Source organism: Caballeronia terrestris (assembly GCF_001544515.1).
Lineage (GTDB): Bacteria > Pseudomonadota > Gammaproteobacteria > Burkholderiales > Burkholderiaceae > Caballeronia > Caballeronia terrestris.
The window spans coordinates 1-18,282 of the sequence record NZ_FCOL02000074.1 but is presented as its reverse complement, the minus strand read 5'-3'; the positions used below and the strand labels follow the sequence as shown (position 1 = coordinate 18,282).

Sequence of the window (18,282 nt, the reverse complement as noted above, 5' to 3'; positions counted from 1 at the left end):
ATGTGCATGCAATGACGTTAACAGAATCGTCCTTCGGTTAACAGAGGGTGGTGCTAAGAATTGTGGGTAATCGAAAGTGCACACGGCGCGTCCAGTAATAGCGGCCGCGCAGATAGGCGTCGTGTGCGGCTGGATCTACGGGCAGCCTGCGGGACAAACGGTGTTGCTGCTGCTCGGCGAGAGCCGGCGATACTTCCAGTGCGAGCGCGGCCCCAACTTCCTTCTGAATATCCAGCGCCCCATTGGACACCGGCTCGTGTGCGCAACTCAACAGTTGTACCTGGTCGAAGGAGCGAATCAACTGCGCCAGAACGCGGACTCTTTCGCCCTCGCGCATCAGTGAACCTTCCATCACGTAGTCGACGTCGAGTTCATGCGCAATCCGGGCAATGCTCTTGTCGGCCCGCTGATAACGGGCGGCAGTGGTTCGCGCAATGACGAGGATTCGCTGTGGATCGAGCATGCCGATGTTGGCGGAGGTTTCATCGGCAAGCGCCGCACAAAAGCTGTCGAGCGTGCGATCGTCGCTGTTGTTTTCGAAGGGCAGCACCAACACGCGAAGCGGCGCGGCGGGACGTGCTTCGACGGGCGCCTGATCGCTCACGGTGCGGATGCCTTCGACCCGATAACCCTTACCTTTGACCGTGATGAGGTAGCGCGGGTGATCAGGGTCTTCGCCGAGCGCGATACGGATTTTGCGAATGGCCGTATTGATGCTGTTGTCGGTCTCGCGGTACGCACTTGCTCCCCAGAGCGCTCGCACGATGTCCGCGCGCGTTACGAGCTGCCCGTTGCCCGATGCCATGAGAATCAGCAATTCCATCGGCAGACGCTCGAGCTTGATCCGTTCGCCGCCTCGACGAAGTTCGTAGCGTCGTGTGTCGAGTTCGATATCATCGGCGCCCGTAGGAGTCGGGGTGTTCATGGGCGTTTGCTCAGTTTTGAAGGCATGTTTTGGTCAATCTCGCTGCTGTATCGCTGTTCACGCGTCAATCCGAACGACGCGATGAAGGCGAGTACCGCGCATGCTTCGGTGACGAGTGCTGGCGAGGCATGGAAGCTGTGTTCAAGGACGTGCGCGGCGAGAGGCGTGAGTCCGAGCGCCGTGACGAGCCCGAGATTCATCGCAGTGGCGACGCAACTGAAGCGGACATTCAGCGGAAACGACTTGGCGATTTCGCAGGCGAACGTGCCATTGGCAAATGAAGCAACTACGCCCGCCATGACGTATAGCGCAGAAAGACTGAAGGAATGTCTCGCGGCTGCGAAGAAGAACCAGGGCGTAAACATCGCTGTAAGAATCGCCCCCGATCTGAAGATATAGCGACGGGGCACGCGATCGCCGATATGCGACGTGACGAGAATGCACAGCGCGACGGCAAGAAAATACTGCAATTGCGCATGGGTGATTTCCGCCTGGTCGTAATGAATCGCTTGCAGATAACTCGGCAGGTACGCAATGAAAATCCCGCTCGATGCGCCCACCAGAAAGCACACGCCGGCTCCCGACAAAAGCCGGACGCTATGACACCGGAAAAGCGCGCTCAAAGACTCACGATTCCGCGCGTTGATCGTGCGCGCGTACTCGTCGGACTCGGCAAGCCGTCTGCGTATCGCGAAACTCAGAAGTCCTACCGCGCCGCCGATCACGAAGCCGATCCGCCAACCGTACGCGTCCATCTGTATCGCGGTGAGTGATCTCTGCAACGCCAGACTGACGCACGTCGCGGCAAATAGCGCGAGATTGACCGCGACGAATACGATGCCGCAGAGAAGGCCCGGCCTTGCACGCGCCGTTTCGACTGCGTAGACAACGGCGCCGGGAAGTTCGCCACCCAGGCATAGTCCCTGGACCAGTCGCAGCAGCACGAGAAGAGCGGAGGCCCCGATACCCCAGTCGCGGTAAGACGGAAGCATGCCAATGAGGAAAGTTGTTACCGCCGCGATCATCGCGGATGAGAGGAAAGCAATCCGTCGGCCATAAATGTCCCCGAGACGACCGAACACGATCCCGCCGATGGGCCTCGACAGATAACCGATTGCAAGCACCGTGAATGACAGCATCTCGCCGGACGCGCCGATACCCGTTGGAAAGAAGGCGGCGCCTATGCTTCGGGCAAAGAAGCCGTAGATAACGAAATCGAAGACTTCGAGCGCGCCGCCCGTGCTCGCGACCACAATCGTCCATCGCTGGCGAGCTGTCATCGCCTCCTCTCCTGAACGATGCAGCCGATAAGGCCGTGGAGAATCGGCGCCTCGATGTATGTGACTGTTCCGATAAAGAGCAGGAGAGCGTGTCGCGGCAGGAGGGAAGGGTTTTCGTTGTTCATCACGTGGCCTCCGCACGTTGTCATTCATCGCGCCGCGCTGACCACGACGCGGCGCGAGACAACGGTCGTACGGTTAAAGACTAGGGCACATTTCAGCGCGCCTCTAACGGAAACCTTGATGATTTCTTCATGGAGTCTCCATTGTTTGTCGCTAGCCGCCGTTGCACCATACCAACGCTTCAACACCGAGCGTGGGCTGTTGCTCCAATCATCCAGACACCGGGGCACTGCCACTCACCCTCTTATCACTTCCTCCACAAACATCGGGACTCAGGATTCGCTGCTGCCGTTCAAACTTCATTTCGAATCGTAACCCAATTCATCCAGACAATAGAACCTGCACGCCGTGACATGACGCGTCGGATTCGCTGGCAAGGAGATGACCATGAAGATCAGGAAATTAGGCATTGCATCGGCAACAGCCGTTGCACTTCTCTCGCTCAGTGGTGCTGCGCAAGCCGGCGGCGGCCATTGCTCGAACGAAACGCTAAGAGGATCGTTTGGGTTTATCGGTCACGGAGAGATTCTTGGCTTGATAGGTCCCGATGGCAAGGTGCATCCGTATGCGGCGCCGTCGATCCTCGATGACGTCGCGCTGGTGACGTTCGACGGTGTCGGCCATTTCACACGCACCGACTTCGGGGTGATCGCCGGACTTCCGAAAGGCGGGCAGGTTACGTTCAATCCAAGCCAGATCGGTGCCTACACGGTGAACGCCGATTGCACCGGCACCATGAAAATCATCTACACCGCTGGCGGAGCCGTCCCGGCGGGCGTCGAGACCGATCTGAACATCGTCGTCGCTGCCGACGGGACGCTCATCGAATCCGTTGTCTACAGAGCGGTCACCGTAGCAGGCGCGAGCGCGGACGGCAAAGTAATGTGCCCCCCGCATTGCGAGCAAGGTGTGCAAGAAAGCTTCGAAGGAAAAAAAGTCGTGATTTACGGCTACCGTTAGTCGCGGCTCAATCGAGTCTCTGGCATCGCGGCTCGGGAGCGTCGATGGACATGAGCGCGCGCCGGTCGCTTGCTTGGGGTAGAACGGACGTTCGAATGTCTGTATTAATATCTGGACGAACGTCTCCAGCTAGCCGACTGTACGCGTTCGGCCGAGTCGACCGTAGCTGCCACTGGAAGAAATTGGCCCAATCCAGCGGCAGCTTTGTAACGCGGCTTCTCACTGGGTGCAACCGTTAAGGATTATTCGATGCCTGCCCTCATTCACATTGCTGTGAGCGTGCGGCGGCGCCGGCGGGCAGGCGTCGAATACCCTTATCGGGCGGTCGCGTTGCTGTCGCGTCGCTCAAGGGAAACCCGAATCCTCCTGGCGCTGTGACCGTGTCTGGTCTCGTGTACCAGGGGACGATGGGGCGCGTTGCGACGTTCGTCCCTCCAGCCGTGCTGCGGCCCGAGAGGCGATGAACCGACCGGTGAGGCACGGCGGTTCGCGGGTGCAAGATCGAGCGCAACCGCGGGGGCGTCAAAACGTGCATGCAATGCAAATACCACGGTGAATCAAGCCATCGACTGCGACGCGCGATCCACACCGTCTCCGAGCGCCTCCTTCATGCCTGCTCGCCGATGATCTTCCGTATCGCTTCTTCGAACGCCTCTGAGGGTTGGCCGCCGCTCACGAGGAACTTCCTGTCCAAGATGATCGCGGGGACGGACTGAATCCCGAGCTGCTGAAATTCGCGTTCTTCCGCGCGAACCTCGTCGGCATATGCGCCGCTCTCCAGTACTTCGCGCGCCGTCTTGCCGTCGAGTCCGACACTTCGGGCCTCTTCGATCAGGACGCCCGGATCGCTCGGGTCCTTGCCGTCGCCGTGATACGCGCCCAACAGCGCGATCTTGAGCGGCAACTGCTTGCCTTCGATGCGCGCCCAGTGCAGCAACCGATGCGCATCGAACGTGTTGTAGACCCAATTGCGTTCGCCGAAAGCGAAGCCTTCACGGGCGCCACGCTCGCGGATCACGGCCTGCGCGTCCCTGATCTGCTCGGGGGTGCGCCCATACTTGCGGCCGAGATAGTCGATGATGGGCTCGCCCTGCGGACTCATGTCCGGATTCAGCTCGAACGGATGCAGCGTAATGTGCGCATCGACCTTATCGCCGAGGCGCGCCAGTGCGCGTTGCAGGGAAGCCAGGCCCACGGCGCACCACGGGCAGGCGATGTCGGACACGAAGTCGATTTGAAGAGGTCGGGACATGGCGTTGTCAGAGAGTCGAACAGAACTCGACACGCTAGCTCAATTCGCGGTGGCGTGCAGTCTTCAGCCATCGAGCACGAGCGTGCCATTCAGCGGCGCCATCAATTTCGCCTGCTTCCCGCGCCGAAGTGCACGAGCGACGCTTTAGCGCACGGCATCGCCCGCCAGATGGGAGCCCAGAAGTAGTTTTCCGGCTTCGACTTATGCTATATCGACACTCCGTAAATCTCGGACAGGTAATTCTTCTGGAGGACCCATGACAGGCTCGATCGCTCCTGCATGCGTGACGGGTTAAGGACCGCCTTGAGCGCTACGTCAGCCCGTCGGATGTCAGGTAATAGTGATATGGCCGTGTGCCGTCGGAGGCTATCGGCAATAGCCGACCCAACCACTTGCCGCTCGTGGAAGCAGTGTGACCTCTAGGTCGCGCCGTGGGCAAGGGAAGTCCCAGCCGTGCAGCTTTGCGGCGCGGTCAAGATCGGCAGCTGCGCTGCCGGACTTCTAAAGTGAAGGCTGTTGTCTCAGAAAAGAAATGATTTTTATTGGCGCTCGCATTAGCGCTGCACTTATCGTAACCGTCTATCTTTCAGTAACTGCGCGCGAGAAGATAGGAGGATGATATGCACGCTGACCCGAAAGTTCTCGAATATCTGAATGCCGAGCTGAAAAACGAACTGACGGCCGTCAACCAGTATTTTTTGCATGCGCGGCTCTATAAACACTGGGGTCTCGACGGGCTTGGTAAGCACGAATATGACGAATCGATCGAGGAGATGAAGCATGCAGACAAACTGATTGAGCGCATTTTCATGCTCGACGGTTTGCCTAATTTGCAGGACCTTGACAAACTGCTTATTGGCGAGCACACGCTCGAGGTGCTTCAGTGCGACCTCAAGCTCGAACAGTCTGCCCAAGCGCAGTGCAGGGAGGCGGTCGTCTACTGCGAATCAGTAAGCGACTTCGTTTCCAGAGAGATATTCGTCGAGATCCTTGACGACACCGAGGATCATATCGACTGGCTGGAAATCCAGATTGGTCTCATCGACAAGGTCGGCATAGAAAACTACCAGCAGTCGGCCGTGGGATCACCCGATTGAGGCTCAATCGCAGCCCCAAAGTGCTGGCGAGTTCGAACGTCCGGCTGAGAACTCTACGCAACGTACCAGATGACCGCTTGAACCCGCTCACCTACGCCGCCAAAAATCGGGCGGTGGCGCAGGGAGAGTAATTTGGACTGGCGTCATACGGCGGAAGGGCGTCGTACCGACGAACTGAGTTAGTTCGGCGGCGTTGCATTCTCAAGGCCCGGGCAGGAACTGGATGTCTCCGTACCAGGCGCGTGCCGTGGTACCGGTATTGTCGGTATCGGTCAGCAGCCCGTAGGCGGTGATTCGTCCTGGCGGTTCGTGAAAGACCTGCTCATAGTCCTGCACGACATTGCGACGCACACTTTGCCACTGACCGGCATCGCCAGGCAGACCCGAGACCACGATCATCTGTACGCGGCCTGTGCGAGGGTTGGCAATGACGGTGCCTGGCGCGGCAGTCGTCGACCAGATGTACATCAGCATGGCATAGGGCAGCTCTTCCCCACCCAGGTGCTTCGCCAAGTCCATCTTGGCCCGATCGAAAAGCGACAGTTTGCTCTTGTCGCCGTCAAAAAAGAACACGAGTCGCGCTGGCGAGTCCTCCTTCGATCCGACGCGGTTGTCGGCGCCTTCGATCGGCTTCTCTGCTCTCCAGCGCCATGCCACGACGGGTGTACGTAATAGGTCGATATTACCCTCGTGCATCATCGCAGAGGCCGAGCCGTTCGCGTCCGCCTGCAGCACGGTAGTGTGCCCGTCGCGAACAAGCGTGTAGGCCGTGATGGACTTGCCGTGCACGACCGGCAGGTTCTTCCAGCCCGCAGGCAGCGAAGCGCCGGGCTCGATCGTGGAAAAAGCAACGCCCGGCTTTTCGTCTTGGGCAAGGAGCGCCGGCGGCGGCAAAAGAAGCGCAATGCACACGGCGATACCGCCCATCCGGGCCGTTCTTTTCGCTGCTCGAGGGTTTGAAAGGACACGCATGACTGGTCGCATTCGACTTTTGGCTCGCACCCATTGTAGCGGGCTCAGCTGGTGACAATCCGACAAAGCATTCACATCCAAAGATTGGTTTCTCTTGATCTGAATGCCGCCCGCAAGTCGGAAGCGCAACACCCAACGTAACCTAAAAGCGGCAAAACGCGCAACCGCCGACGAGCACATCGCCAGTTAGCCGATACATTAGCGAGAGCACCGACTAAACATAGCGACTATCACTGCCATCTCGACGACGGTCAAGCTTCTCTTAGTTATCTCGCGGATGTCATTGCTTCCGGCCGTCCATCGAATCCGATACCTTTCTACTTCGCTCGCTTCCATTCGTTGGTCGGAACAATTTCTCCGTCGGAAGTCTTCACGGGAGACCCGGTCGTCGTCAGCTTGTTGCCGCTCAAGACAACCTTCTGTTTGCGGACCGCTCCATCAAACGCCGGCGACGTGCTGGATTCGACGTTATAAGTCAGCGTGCTGGCGGACTCGTCGACCGTATATGTTCCGTAGTACGCGATGACGGGACCAATGGGCACGCTTGGATTGGCAATCGTCTTCGGGCGGTCCTTGCCCATGAGAAAAAACGCCATATGGCCGGTCGAATCCAGCATAAGGTTGCCGGACGCCCAAGGAACGATTGTCTTGCCGTTTGCGAGCTTCTCCGTTCATGATGTCAAAGTCCAGGCGCCGACCACCTGCTCTTTCAGATTCTGTGCATCCGCTGGCAACGCGGCGCCTGCACACAAGACGGCAAATACGGTCTTCATAACCAGACCATACTGTTTCATCGCGCTCTCCTTGGATCGTTCAAAACGTTGGAGACATCCACCGCGCCGCTCTGGCCGAACGCAATTTCACGCAAAGGCATCCCCCGTACGCCTGCCCGTCCGTGCAGCAGCGCGTGAACGAATACTAGAGGTTCGTAACGCAAATGATAGCTTACCGTTTCGAGCGGCTAGACAGATCGCCGGCTAACGCTTCACAGAAAGAAGGCAGTCGGCTATACGGCGAAAACGTGCATACGCTCTTCATCGCTACGCAGTTACAACATCCTGACGCCCGCTCGAAGCCTCTGAAGATTCCTGTGTGGCAGCAAGATCGAAGTCCGGCGGGTGACCGATGTCAGCGTGCTGGCTGGCTTTCATGTCCCGTTGGGGTGAAGGGCTGCTTTGCCGCCCCAGTTTGCGCGGACTGCCGTCAGACATTCCAGTCATTTGCTTCACGCCGAACAGGACGTTCGGGTGACGGAATTTAAAGGTGGATCGGCCATCGCACAAGACACCGTACGCCTGATAGGGCCGGCGTGCACGTGGTCACCCTGCGTCATTCAACTTAAGTTTGGTATGCCTTGTAATCGTCGGGCAGAAAGCCCTCCATTCCGGTTCGCGCGATGCTTGCATCGAATCGCGCACCCGAGCCGCCAAGCGCTACGGTCGCGCGCTTGGCGCAATTGAGCAAGGAAGTGAGCGCCACGGTGATTGTCGATGCCATGTCGAACCTGGCCTTCGGCCCCGATAGCGTAAGCGCACCGACCAGTTCCCCGGTCGCCCCGAACACCGGCACCGACACCGATGCCGTCTCCGGATCCCGCTCGCCATGCGAAACCGCCCATAGTCGTTCGCGAACGTCTTTCCAGCGCGGGTCCTGACTATCGGTGAAGGCAAGCAGCACCTTGCCCGAAGCACCTTTATCGACCGGAAATTCCTCGCCGATTCGAATCGACACCCGCACGGCCCGCGCGGGTTCCACGCGATAGAGCACGAGGCGTTTGTCGCCCTGTCGCACGTATAGCGATGCGGTCTCTCCTAACTCGCGACTCAACTCCAGAAGCAGCGGCTCGATGACGGGCCCCACCTGGAACGACCGCTGATAGAGCGCCGCGAGACGCAGCGGCTGAGGCCCGATCGCGTATTGGCCATCGTTCAGCTTGCGCACGAATCCGCCGTGTTCCAGTGCGCCCAGCAGACGCAGGACCGTGCTCTTGTAAAGGTCGGTTCGACGCGAGAGTTCTGCGAGCGTCAGCCTGTCGTCGGTGGGTCCGAAGGCATTGAGGATCGCGCCGCTATCGGTTCAGCGGGCGGCGTTCTCGTCTCCGGCACTCCCCGTAGAGAGTTCACGCTTGTGAGTGCTGCTTTGCGATCCTTGTCTTTTGAGAATGCATAGTGGCGCATCTTGCGCGGGTCAACGGATTCAATCCATTTCACGCAACTAACTGTCCGACGCATCTCTTCTGGCAAGTTAGCACCACCGCGCATTTGTATAGAAGATGTGGTTGATTCTGTTTGGCACGTGGCTCTCCTAACTTCGTGGTTTTCGCTGCTTTTTCCGCGCGGACACGGCCGGCGTCATCGCGGTTCGCGTCGCTCAGGTGCGCCACCCCCGGCGTCTCGCTCGAAACCCCTTTCGTCACGAATGACGTGCTGCCTTGGGAGTGCATGATGAGTCTCGATGTCTTCTGGTTTCTGCCTACGTCCGGGGACACGCGCTATCTCGGCGTGTCCGACTTCGGCCGGGCGGCGACAAATGCGTACATGCGGCAGATCGCGGTCGCCGCTGACGAACTCGGCTATGACGGCCTGCTGATCCCGACAGGTAGCAGTTGCCTCGACCCGTGGGTCACCGCGGCGAGTCTTGCACCCGTCACGCGCCGCATCAAGCTGCTCGTCGCGCTGCGTACGTCGCTCGGCAACGTCACTGCCTCGGCGCGTCAGGCCGCCACACTCGACGAGGCGCTGGGCGGCCGGCTGCTGCTCAACGTCGTGCCAGGCGGCGACGCAACGGAGCTGGCTGCCGACGGCGTTTTCCTCGACCATGAACAGCGCTACGAATATGCGGACGAATTCCTCACCGTATGGCGAAGATTGTTCACGGGCGAAGAGATCGATTTCGACGGCAAGCACATCCACGTGCAGCGTGCGAAAAACTTTCATCAGCCGGTGCAGAAGCCGTATCCGCCGTTGTATTTCGGTGGCTCGTCGGAGGCTGCGCATGAAATCGCGGCCGAACATGTCGATACCTATCTGACCTGGGGGGAGCCGCCTTCGGCTGTCGCCGCGAAGTTCGCGGACGTGCGGGAGCGTGCCGCCCGCCGAGGACGCAAGCCGCGCTTTGGCGTGCGCCTGCACGTGATCGTTCGTGAGACCAACGAGGAAGCGTGGACGGCCGCGGACTCGCTGATCAGCAGACTGACGGACGACGACATCGCGCGCTCGCAGCAAAACTTCGCGAAGATGGATTCGGTCGGACAGCGTCGGATGGCCGAACTACATGGCGGCCGTCGCGACAGCCTCGAAATCAGTCCGAACCTGTGGGCGGGCGTCGGGCTGGTTCGGGGCGGGGCGGGAACGGCACTGGTCGGTGATCCGCAGACCGTGGCGGCGCGTTTGCAGGAATACGTACAGGCGGGCGCGGACAGTTTCGTGCTGTCGGGCTATCCGCATCTGGAAGAGGCGTTTCGCTTCGCGGAACTGGTGTTTCCGCTCTTGCCGGGCAAGGGCGCGGTGACGACTGCGAAGGCTCAGACGGGTGGCGCTTTCGATATTCGGGCTGCAGCGGGTTCGCGATGAGGCGCGTCCTCGCGCAGCTGGCGGAGCGGCACGGATTTTCCAAGGTGCATGCCTGAGGCCGACAGCCGACGCGTGATCGAAAGCAGGCCGAGCATCGTGAGCACAGGCAGCAGTGCGTGTCGCAGTGCGTGATGCGTCACGACGTACCAGGGACGTCCGCCTTTCGCGCGCGCGGTGCGGATGAAGTCTTCCTGCAGCGTCTCGATCATCGACGCCCGCGCGAGGCGCGCGAAGATGGCGACGTAGTACAGCACGAGCGTCGCGGCAGAGAGCACGAGATGGCGCAGCCTGTCGAGCAGAAGCGCTGCGCCATGATGCGCGACGTTGGTATCGACGACACCGCCGATGGGCAGCCATTCCAGATGCACGCCGAAGATAACGATCAGCATCAGCGCGGTCCAGAACATCGGCGCGGAGTAACCGATCGTGGCAAGCGACGACACGAGCGTATCGACGGCACCGTGCGGACTGCGCGCGGCGAGCACGCCGAGCAGCATGCCGAGACTCACGGAGACGATGAGCGCCGTGCCGATGAGCGCGAGCGTCGCGGGCAGGCGGCCGAAGATCAGCGCGGCCACCGGTTCGCCGAAGCGAAACGAAAAGCCCAGGTCGAGCCGCAGCGCATGTCCGACGTAGTGCAGCAGCTGCCACGCGACGGAGTGATCGAGCCCGTACGCCTCGCGCAACTGCGCCACGTATTGCGGAGAGACGTTACCGCTCTCGCTCGCAATGACATCGACGAGATCGCCGGGGATCAGCTTGAGCAGCACGAAGTTGAGCACCATCGTGCCGAGGAGCACGAGCACGAGCACGAGCACGAGCTGGATCAGTCTGCGTCCGATCCTGCGTCCGGCGAGCGCTGAAGTCAGTTGCATGATGATCACGCCTTGTCGAACCAGACCCGCGCGAAATTGGCGCGCGAGTGGCTGGCGGTATCGGTGACGTTGCGCAGGTTCTTCGCCCACACGCCGAACCATCGGAATTCGAAGAGGTTGATGAGCGAGAGGTCGCGCTGCGCGATTTTCTGCAACTGGAAGTACAGGTCGCGCCGCTTGGCCGGGTCGGTCTCCGTCTGCGCGGCCTCGATCACGTGGTCCATCTCCGGGCTCGCATAGCCTGAGGCGTTGAACCAGGGCGTCCCTTTCGATTCCGACTTGGACCAGTAGTGCTGCTCGATGCCAATCTGCGGATCGAGACCATCGGTTCCCCAACTGCTGATGAGCTGGAAGTTGTAGTCGGTGAAGACGTTCTTGAGCCACGTCGGCAGATCCTGCCCGCGCAAGGTCACGTCGATGCCCACGCGGCGCAGCGCCTGCCGCACGAACTCGCCGGTGCGGCGATAGTCGTCGCCGTAAGGGATGAAATCGTGATTGAGCTTGAAGCGCCAGCCGTCCGCCTGCTTCGGGAAGCCTGCCTTGTCAAGCAGCGCTTCGGCGCGTTTCGGGTCGTACGGATTGCTGCGTGTCCGGTGTGTAGAACGCTTTCACGAGCGACGATTCCGGGCCGGTCGCCGGCACCGCATAGCCGCCCCAGACCGTCGCGACGAGCACCTCGCGATTGATTGCGTGCGCGATCGCCTGGCGCACTTCGAGCTTGGCAAGAATCGGATCGCGCAGGTTCGGTTCGAGCCAGAACCACGCCGCGTAGCCGTTATATCCTTCGCGCGACACGACGAGGTTCGGCAGCCTGGCGAGACGGTCGGCATCCGCGAACGTCACGGGGTTGCGCTCGCCGTATTACGCCGACGGACCGGTGCCGACAGGCTTGTTGATATAAGGATTGTTGCGGATGTCCGTGTTCTCGTAGAGATGCTTCGGCAGGATCGGCGTGCCGAGCGAATCGAGAATGCCGAAGGTCGCGGGCGTCGATTTGGACAGTTGCAGCACGACCGTATGCGCATCCGGCGTATCGATTTTCGTAAGGTATTGCAGCACGCGCCGCGCGGCCGGGCTGATCTTCAGCCAGACCTCCTCGGCGGAAAACTTGACGTCGGCGGAAGTGAAGGGCTTGCCGTCGTGCCACGTCGCGTTCTGGCGCAGCCTGAAGGTCCAGGTGAGGCTGTCCGGCGAGACGGTCCAGCTTTCGGCCAGTTGCGGACGCGGCTTCAGGTCGGGACCGTATTCGACCAGGCCATCGAAAATCTTGCTCGCCACCGCGCCGATCATGGTCGCCGAGTTGACGAAGAACGCGAGCGTCGGCGGTTCAGGGTGGATGACAGCGGTGAGCGTGCCGCCCTGTTTCGCGCCGGTTAGCGTGACGGGCGACGATACCATGATGTGTTCATCGCCGTGCGGCAGCAACACAAAATCGCCCGGTTTGAGATGTACGGGCGGCTGACCCGCGATGCACTCCAGTCATCCGACTGACGGCTTCGCAGGTTGAAGGTTCACAATCGTAACTATCGTTGCCACTGGAGCATTCCCAACCGGCGTGACTCGACGGCTGGTGCATGCCGAAACTTGCTGGATGGGTAACAGAGGAGTCTCGCTGATGCCGTTGCACTCGGCTTTCGTTAGAATCTGCTTTCGATTTGTTTATTCGTCTATTACCGGAGGCGAACGTGCCAGGATTACTTCCTAATGTCGACCGCGAGGGGCTCCTCGAATATTCAGTCGTTTACACCGACCGATCAATCAATCATATGTCGCGGCTCTTTCAGGGAGTCGTGTGCGATATTTTCGCCGCGCTGAAAAAAGTCTACAACGCGAAGTCGGCCGTTGTCGTCCCGGGCAGTGGGACTTTTGGCATGGAAGCCGTTGCCCGGCAGTTCGCAACGAACAGGAAGTGTCTGGTCATCCGCAATGGATGGTTCAGTTTCCGCTGGTCGCAGATTTTCGACATGGGCGGCATTCCGTCTGAATCTATCGTGTTGAAGGCGCGTCCGGTCGAAGAAGGAAGGCAGGCCGCCTATGCACCGGCTCCGATCGAAGAAGTGGTCGCTGCGATCAAGGAAAACAAGCCGGATCTGGTCTTTGCACCACATGTCGAAACCGCATCCGGAATGATGCTGCCTGACGCCTATTTGCGCGCGGTGTCGGACGCCGTTCATGCCGTCGGTGGCATGTTTGTACTGGATTGCATCGCTTCCGGCACGATTTGGGTGGATATGCAGGCCAGTGGCATCGATGTCCTGATCAGCGCACCGCAAAAGGGATGGAGCGCGTCACCCTGCTGCGCACTGGTCATGCTGAGCCCTCTCGCCCGCGAAAGAATCGACTCAACAACCAGCACCAGTTTCGCTTGCGATCTTCGCAAATGGCTACAGGTCATGGAAGCCTACGAGAACGGCGGGTTCACGTACCACGCCACGATGCCCACGGACAGTCTCGCGACGCTGCGCGACGTCATGAAGGAAACCGAGGCATACGGCTTCGACAAAGTGAGAGCGGAGCAGCTTGAACTCGGCAAGCGCATCCGCTTACTCTTGATTGGCGCAGGTTTCAAAAGTGTGGCGGCAGAAGGCTTTCAGGCTCCGGGCGTCGTGGTCAGCTACACGGACGACGACGGCATACGCTCCGGGAAGAAATTCGCCGACGCCGGCTTGCAGATCGCGCCCGGCGTTCCCCTTCAATGCGACGAGCCTGAGGATTTCAAGACGTTCCGCATCGGATTATTCGGCCTGGACAAACTGCATGACGTCGAGGGCGCGGTCGCCAGGCTCGCCAAGGCGTTGGACAGTATTCTTTAGGGTGCGTTTCCAGAAGTTTGTGCGCATGGCTCGGCTTCGCAATCGATCGGCGGGAAGACTCCGGAGCTGGCAAACAAGCTGCGCGCACGATCCGGCCGTGGCTGCCGTTAGCCCAACTCGGTAACAGAGGCTGGTCAAAGCTCCATCGCCGTCAATCAGCGGCAGCTTGAAGTTGTTGATGAATGGCCGCTGTCGAGGAAACTGAATGCGTCCTGGACGACCCAATTTGGTCATCAGATCCTGTAACCCTTCAATGTCAGTTCCAGGGTGAAGCGGTCAATTTCCTCGGCGCTCATCCGGCGCCGACGCGATGGACGACAGTCGGGTGCAAGTCAGATTGGCACGGCATCGCTCGCTGACGAGGCTGGACGGGCGCCAAGCGTAAGACGCCTGAGCATCTCCCGCATGCAAGTTGATCAAGGCGCCACGCTGACGCTCGTTGCCGTGCGGGGACGCCATGCGACCAGCAACAGCAGCAGCGCAGAAACCGCGGCCGGTACTCCTACGGCAAAGAAGAGGTCGGCATTTGACCAGTTCAGCCGAATCAGTTCGCCCCCGATCACCGGTCCGACGATGGAGCCGACTCGTCCGACACCCAGGCTCCAGCCCACGCCAGTGGAGCGGAGCGCGGTCGGATAGTAGGTGGCCGCCAGGGCATTCACCGCGGGCTGACCGCCGATGATGCACAACCCGGCGATGCCGACGACGATGAACAGGAACGCGAGCGGAAGCCCTGGCTGACCGATAGCAGCAATTGCGAGCGCCGCCAGCAGGAAGGCCGGTACAAGTACCTTGAAGAAGCCGATGCGATCGATCACCGGCCCCATTGCCAGCGTTCCGGCCACGCCGCCTAGCTGTAGCGTCGTGCCGACCAGCACAGCCGTCGATGTCGGAAGTCCCGCGCTCTTGACGATGGTAGGTAGCCAGTTGGAGAGAAAGTACAGATTGAGCAAGTTCATGAAGTTGACTGCCCACAGCAGCACGGTCGTCTTCGCGCGGCCGCCGCGGAACAACTCCAGCACCGGCGCACTACCCTGACATGTGGCGGGCATGACAAAGCGCGTTTCTGGCGTGATCTGGAGAGAGGGGGCGATCCGATGCAGGCTCGCGGCGACCCGATCGACGCCTACTCCGCGCACCACCGAGAACAACATTGATTCAGGCATCTTGAAGACCATCAGGATCGCGAGCGCCAACGGCACAACGCCACCCACGATGAAAACGGACTGCCAGCCCATGGCTGGAATCAGTGCTGCCGAGATCAGGCCGCCGAGGACTGCGCCGACAGTGAAGCCGCAGGACACCAGCATCATGAGCGTCACGCGGCGGCGCTTGGGGCTGAACTCGCCCGCCAGCGCCATTGCATTGGGCATGATGGCGCCTAAGCCCAGGCCTGTAACGAACCGCAGGCACAACAACTGGGTAATGTTGGTTGCTTGTGAGGTGGCGAGCATGCATAGGGCGAACGCAAGCGTGGCCCAGATCAACACCGGCCGGCGTCCGACCTTGTCTGCGACGACACTGAAGGCTAGCGAGCCCACAAGCATGCCCAGCAGGCCCGCTCCGAATACCGGACCCAGCGCGGACTTGTCCACGCCCCAGGTCTGGATGATGGCGGGCGCGACGAAGCCCATCGATTGCACGTCGAACCCGTCGATGACGACTGTCAAGCCAATCAGCACGAGGATCCAGATTTGGAAGGGGCTGACGCGGCTTGCGTCAACCACCGCCGAGATGTCGATGGGCGGTTGCGGTTTGAGAGTCACAGATGTCTCCTTTAAGGAATTTTGGAATCTGGACGGAGTGCCACGTTGCACCTTTGCCCCGGTTCACTCCACTGACTCGACTTCGTATAGTCGGAACGCCGACGTACCGATCTGGCGACGCCGAAAGAGACTGGCGTTTGTCCATGCCTGCCCCAGCAGAGTGAAGACCACGCCCACAACGCGCACTCTACGGGTAGACGCCACTTGCAAGAAGCCATCAGTTGGCATTTAATTTGTGCCTGCGGGGCACAAATAATCCGTCCGGCAAAGAACCAACGCAGCGGCAAATCCCAACGCGGACAAACGGCATGAAAGATTCGGGCCCGAGCAGGCTGGGTACGGTGGAATTGTTCTGTGTCGCAGCGAAGGCGCAGAGCTTCACTGCGGCGGCAACATCGCTGGGTACGACGCCGTCCGCCATTAGTAAGGCGGTGCAGCGCCTGGAGAACCGGTTGGGCCTTAAGCTGTTCGAACGCACGACCCGCGCCATCCGCCTGACGGACGATGGTCTCGCTTACTACAAGGTCTGCCATCAGGCGCTCGGAAATATTCAGGAGATGGAAGAGGCGCTTACCGGTCATCGCATGCCTCGCGGGGTGCTGCGCATCAGCCTGCCCTACAGCTACGGAATCAAGCGCGTGATCCCCCTGATCCCACGGTACGTCGAGCGCTACATGGGGCACGTCAAGGTTGAAGTTTCCCTAAGCAATGCGCTGGCCGATTTCGTGAAGCAGGATTGCGATATGGCGATCCGTTTAGGGCAGATAGCAGATTCCCGCCTCGTCGTGCGCCGCCTGCATGACGCGCAGCTTCGATTGGTTGCATCGCCCGCCTACCTGCGCCGACGTGCCGCCCCCCGCAGCCCAGACGATTTGTACCAGCATGGCTGCCTTGGATTGCGTCTGCCCGACAGCGGCCGGATCTTGCCTTGGACTTTTTCGGTGGAGGGAAAGGCCAACAACGACGTAGCGATTCGCCCGAACATGACGTTCGATCACCCTCTGGGCACCTTGGCCGCCGCACTCAGCGACGCCGGAATTGCGCAATTGCTTGACTTCACTGTCGACGACGATCTCCGCAGCGGTCGGCTGGTCGAGGTGTTGGCCGACTTCCGTCCGGCGCCTCAGGTGATCTCGGCGGTTTATCCCGGCAACCGAAATCTTTCGGCAAAGGTGCGCACGTTCCTGGACTTTTTAATCGAAGCGAACTGATGAGAAAGCCCTCAGAGCCGTCGGCGCATGAAGGTGCGGTCTCTGTGGCGGAGCAGTTATCCCGATGTCAGTGTGAAAGAAAAGCCAACGGCCGCTGTTGGGCCGAGAGACGTGCTTCCCAATGTTCACCGAAAGCACTTGGGTGAACTGCGCAACTCGGTGAAGGGGCAGCTTTGGATCGCCATGTGAACCTCTGGATAGCGTTAAGGTTATTCGACGCCTGCCCGCAGGCGGCGCTGGACGTTCACAGCAATATGAATGAGGGCAGGCGTTCGAATAGCCCTTAACGTGAATCGCCGGTCACCCACGCGCAGCGGTACGACCAAGCCCAGCTATTCGCGCCTGCTGCCGAACCGCCAAATACATGAGTTAACGTAGCGGCTGAAAACGTTGCAATCCTGGCGTGTATTTCTCGAACGCAGTCACGCCGCGAGATTGCAGACGAATTGCTTGATACTGGCGAGGAGGGGTTGCTGATCGCCCGCGAAGACCCAATGATCGGCGCCGTCGAGCTCGACAAATCGCGCGTGCGCGATGTGGCTGGTGAGATGTCGGCCGGCGCCGATGCGAACGGCGCGGTCGTCGACACGATGGAGCACCAGAGTCGGAACGGAAACCCGGCCTAAAAGGTGCCGCACATCCATATCGCGCAACGCCTCGAGCACACCATTGTGCCGCTCACGGATGTCGCGCCAAATCCGACGGTGTCAACTCGACATTCGCTGATGGATGGGCGAGCGCTTTGCGTGCGCCTATTGCAGCGATTCGCTTGTAGCCATCGCCGAAGCATTTCAGCGTGCGAGCGTCGGCTGCGCCCGATTCAAGCCAAAAATACGCTTCAAGTGCATCGAGGGTGACCACGCATTCGACTGAGCCGCTCGCACGTACGAGGTCGACGCGACACCTTGGCGATTTGCGAGGATGCGGGGTGCTGCCCCTGCGGCCTCCATGATTGAGCTGTGCAGATTGAGTCAGGCGGATCCCGAAGAGCTGGCCCGTAGAGTAAAAGACGAGAACCAACGCGTTGCTACCAATCGATACGGTGCTTGTCTTCCGTTTCCCGATGCCGACGGTCGTCGTCGATATGCAGATACAGACTCGTCGTGGTCAGCGAGGCATGACCCAGATTGTCACGAACGAGCCGGAGATCAACCTGTTTATCCGCCATATGAGAACCGGCGCTGTGACGCAGCCAGTGGGCGGACGCCTTCTCCAATAAGTCTGCACGCGTCGAAGCGCCATCGCGCGCGCGAAGGCGCGCCGCCGCCTCCGCAAATACGTCCTTGACGATCGCATGCAGTCCGGCGCGCGTCAGCGGTGCGCATGTCTGCGCTCGGTCGTTGGCTGCGTTTGCGTTAAGGCTGTGCTGAAGAAGCGGGGGTTTTCACGGGATCGTCGTTGCTGATTCCACGATGCGAGAATGGCGACGCGCTCGC

14 protein-coding genes and 3 pseudogenes are annotated in these 18,282 nt (G+C 60.2%); 6 read left to right on the top strand and 11 right to left on the bottom strand.

The features are described 5' to 3' along the window. Nucleotides 1-37: 37 nt before the first annotated feature. Together AWB67_RS30240 and AWB67_RS30235 are read right to left on the bottom strand one after the other, a co-directional pair. The gene (locus tag AWB67_RS30240) at nt 38-925 is read right to left on the bottom strand and encodes a winged helix-turn-helix domain-containing protein (RefSeq protein ID WP_087659813.1); all 888 of its coding nucleotides are present in this window, start codon (nt 923-925) and stop codon (nt 38-40) included. Then, the gene (locus AWB67_RS30235; protein ID WP_235025413.1) at nt 922-2,358 is read right to left on the bottom strand and encodes an MFS transporter; all 1,437 of its coding nucleotides are present in this window, start codon (nt 2,356-2,358) and stop codon (nt 922-924) included. The genes AWB67_RS30240 and AWB67_RS30235 overlap by 4 nt, the downstream gene beginning before the upstream one ends. Nucleotides 2,359-2,715: 357 nt before the next feature. Here AWB67_RS30235 and AWB67_RS30230 point away from each other — a divergent pair, with 357 nt between their 5' ends. Next, complete coding sequence (locus AWB67_RS30230) at nt 2,716-3,288, top strand: hypothetical protein (RefSeq protein ID WP_087659811.1); 573 nt, start codon at nt 2,716-2,718, stop codon at nt 3,286-3,288. Nucleotides 3,289-3,895: 607 nt separating this feature from the next. On the opposite strand, the gene AWB67_RS30225 is transcribed toward AWB67_RS30230, so the two are convergent. Next, nucleotides 3,896-4,540 (bottom strand): DsbA family oxidoreductase, encoded by a 645-nt coding sequence (locus tag AWB67_RS30225; protein ID WP_087659810.1) that lies wholly within the window; start codon nt 4,538-4,540, stop codon nt 3,896-3,898. Between the two features lie 620 nt (nt 4,541-5,160). Between AWB67_RS30225 and bfr the strand changes: the two genes are divergently transcribed. Then, on the top strand, nt 5,161-5,637 hold the full coding sequence (gene bfr, locus AWB67_RS30220) for a bacterioferritin (RefSeq protein WP_087659809.1): 477 nt from the start codon (nt 5,161-5,163) through the stop codon (nt 5,635-5,637). Nucleotides 5,638-5,838: 201 nt separating this feature from the next. Here the strand turns inward: bfr and AWB67_RS30215 are convergent, their stop codons facing one another. The 4 genes and pseudogenes from AWB67_RS30215 to AWB67_RS30205 form a co-directional block, all read right to left on the bottom strand. Further along, nucleotides 5,839-6,564, bottom strand: a complete 726-nt coding sequence (locus AWB67_RS30215; RefSeq protein WP_087659808.1) for a DUF3047 domain-containing protein — start codon at nt 6,562-6,564, stop codon at nt 5,839-5,841. 362 nt (nt 6,565-6,926) lie between these two features. After that, a complete protein-coding gene (locus AWB67_RS30210) occupies nt 6,927-7,226 on the bottom strand; it encodes a lipocalin-like domain-containing protein (RefSeq protein WP_087659807.1) in 300 nt (99 codons plus the stop codon). 54 nt (nt 7,227-7,280) lie between these two features. Next, complete coding sequence (locus tag AWB67_RS43050; RefSeq protein WP_268808122.1) at nt 7,281-7,403, bottom strand: hypothetical protein; 123 nt, start codon at nt 7,401-7,403, stop codon at nt 7,281-7,283. A gap of 544 nt (nt 7,404-7,947) precedes the next feature. Continuing rightward, nucleotides 7,948-8,673: pseudogene (locus AWB67_RS30205) on the bottom strand (IclR family transcriptional regulator); the annotation flags it as partial. Nucleotides 8,674-9,053: 380 nt separating this feature from the next. On the opposite strand from AWB67_RS30205, the gene ssuD reads away from it, so the two are divergent. Next, a complete protein-coding gene (gene ssuD / locus AWB67_RS30200) occupies nt 9,054-10,181 on the top strand; it encodes an FMNH2-dependent alkanesulfonate monooxygenase (RefSeq protein ID WP_087659816.1) in 1,128 nt (375 codons plus the stop codon). On the opposite strand, the gene AWB67_RS30195 is transcribed toward ssuD, so the two are convergent. Both AWB67_RS30195 and AWB67_RS30190 read right to left on the bottom strand, forming a co-directional pair. Beyond that, complete coding sequence (locus AWB67_RS30195) at nt 10,133-11,056, bottom strand: ABC transporter permease (RefSeq protein WP_087659815.1); 924 nt, start codon at nt 11,054-11,056, stop codon at nt 10,133-10,135. The genes ssuD and AWB67_RS30195 overlap by 49 nt on opposite strands. A 5-nt stretch (nt 11,057-11,061) precedes the next feature. Then, a pseudogene (locus AWB67_RS30190) lies at nt 11,062-12,448 on the bottom strand (ABC transporter substrate-binding protein); the annotation flags it as partial. A gap of 293 nt (nt 12,449-12,741) precedes the next feature. On the opposite strand from AWB67_RS30190, the gene AWB67_RS30185 reads away from it, so the two are divergent. Further along, nucleotides 12,742-13,869 carry an aminotransferase class V-fold PLP-dependent enzyme gene (locus AWB67_RS30185; protein ID WP_087659805.1) on the top strand — a complete coding sequence of 376 codons (1,128 nt, stop codon included), beginning with the start codon at nt 12,742-12,744 and terminating at the stop codon, nt 13,867-13,869. Between the two features lie 416 nt (nt 13,870-14,285). Here the strand turns inward: AWB67_RS30185 and AWB67_RS30180 are convergent, their stop codons facing one another. Further along, complete coding sequence (locus AWB67_RS30180; protein ID WP_125477731.1) at nt 14,286-15,635, bottom strand: MFS transporter; 1,350 nt, start codon at nt 15,633-15,635, stop codon at nt 14,286-14,288. Between the two features lie 308 nt (nt 15,636-15,943). Here AWB67_RS30180 and AWB67_RS30175 point away from each other — a divergent pair, with 308 nt between their 5' ends. Both AWB67_RS30175 and AWB67_RS42215 read left to right on the top strand, forming a co-directional pair. Beyond that, nucleotides 15,944-16,846, top strand: coding sequence for a LysR family transcriptional regulator (locus AWB67_RS30175; RefSeq protein WP_087659804.1), 903 nt, complete (start codon nt 15,944-15,946; stop codon nt 16,844-16,846). Nucleotides 16,847-17,316: 470 nt separating this feature from the next. Beyond that, a complete protein-coding gene (locus AWB67_RS42215; RefSeq protein WP_235025412.1) occupies nt 17,317-17,472 on the top strand; it encodes a hypothetical protein in 156 nt (51 codons plus the stop codon). A gap of 401 nt (nt 17,473-17,873) precedes the next feature. Here AWB67_RS42215 and AWB67_RS30160 read toward each other — a convergent pair. Further along, nucleotides 17,874-18,170, bottom strand: a pseudogene (locus AWB67_RS30160) (tyrosine-type recombinase/integrase); the annotation flags it as partial. Nucleotides 18,171-18,282: the final 112 nt, after the last annotated feature.

Excerpts from the sequence above, each read along its gene's own strand:
- AWB67_RS30225 (WP_087659810.1), bottom strand. The coding sequence starts at position 4,540 with ATGTCCCGACCTCTTCAAATCGACTTCGTGTCCGACATCGCCTGCCCG.
- bfr (WP_087659809.1), top strand. The coding sequence starts at position 5,161 with ATGCACGCTGACCCGAAAGTTCTCGAATATCTGAATGCCGAGCTGAAA.
- AWB67_RS30195 (WP_087659815.1), bottom strand. The coding sequence starts at position 11,056 with ATGCAACTGACTTCAGCGCTCGCCGGACGCAGGATCGGACGCAGACTG.
- AWB67_RS30210 (WP_087659807.1), bottom strand. The coding sequence starts at position 7,226 with ATGCTGGATTCGACCGGCCATATGGCGTTTTTTCTCATGGGCAAGGAC.
- AWB67_RS30240 (WP_087659813.1), bottom strand. The coding sequence starts at position 925 with ATGAACACCCCGACTCCTACGGGCGCCGATGATATCGAACTCGACACA.
- ssuD (WP_087659816.1), top strand. The coding sequence starts at position 9,054 with ATGAGTCTCGATGTCTTCTGGTTTCTGCCTACGTCCGGGGACACGCGC.
- AWB67_RS30215 (WP_087659808.1), bottom strand. The coding sequence starts at position 6,564 with ATGGGCGGTATCGCCGTGTGCATTGCGCTTCTTTTGCCGCCGCCGGCG.
- AWB67_RS30175 (WP_087659804.1), top strand. The coding sequence starts at position 15,944 with ATGAAAGATTCGGGCCCGAGCAGGCTGGGTACGGTGGAATTGTTCTGT.
- AWB67_RS30235 (WP_235025413.1), bottom strand. The coding sequence starts at position 2,358 with ATGAATGACAACGTGCGGAGGCCACGTGATGAACAACGAAAACCCTTC.
- AWB67_RS30230 (WP_087659811.1), top strand. The coding sequence starts at position 2,716 with ATGAAGATCAGGAAATTAGGCATTGCATCGGCAACAGCCGTTGCACTT.
- AWB67_RS43050 (WP_268808122.1), bottom strand. The coding sequence starts at position 7,403 with ATGAAACAGTATGGTCTGGTTATGAAGACCGTATTTGCCGTCTTGTGT.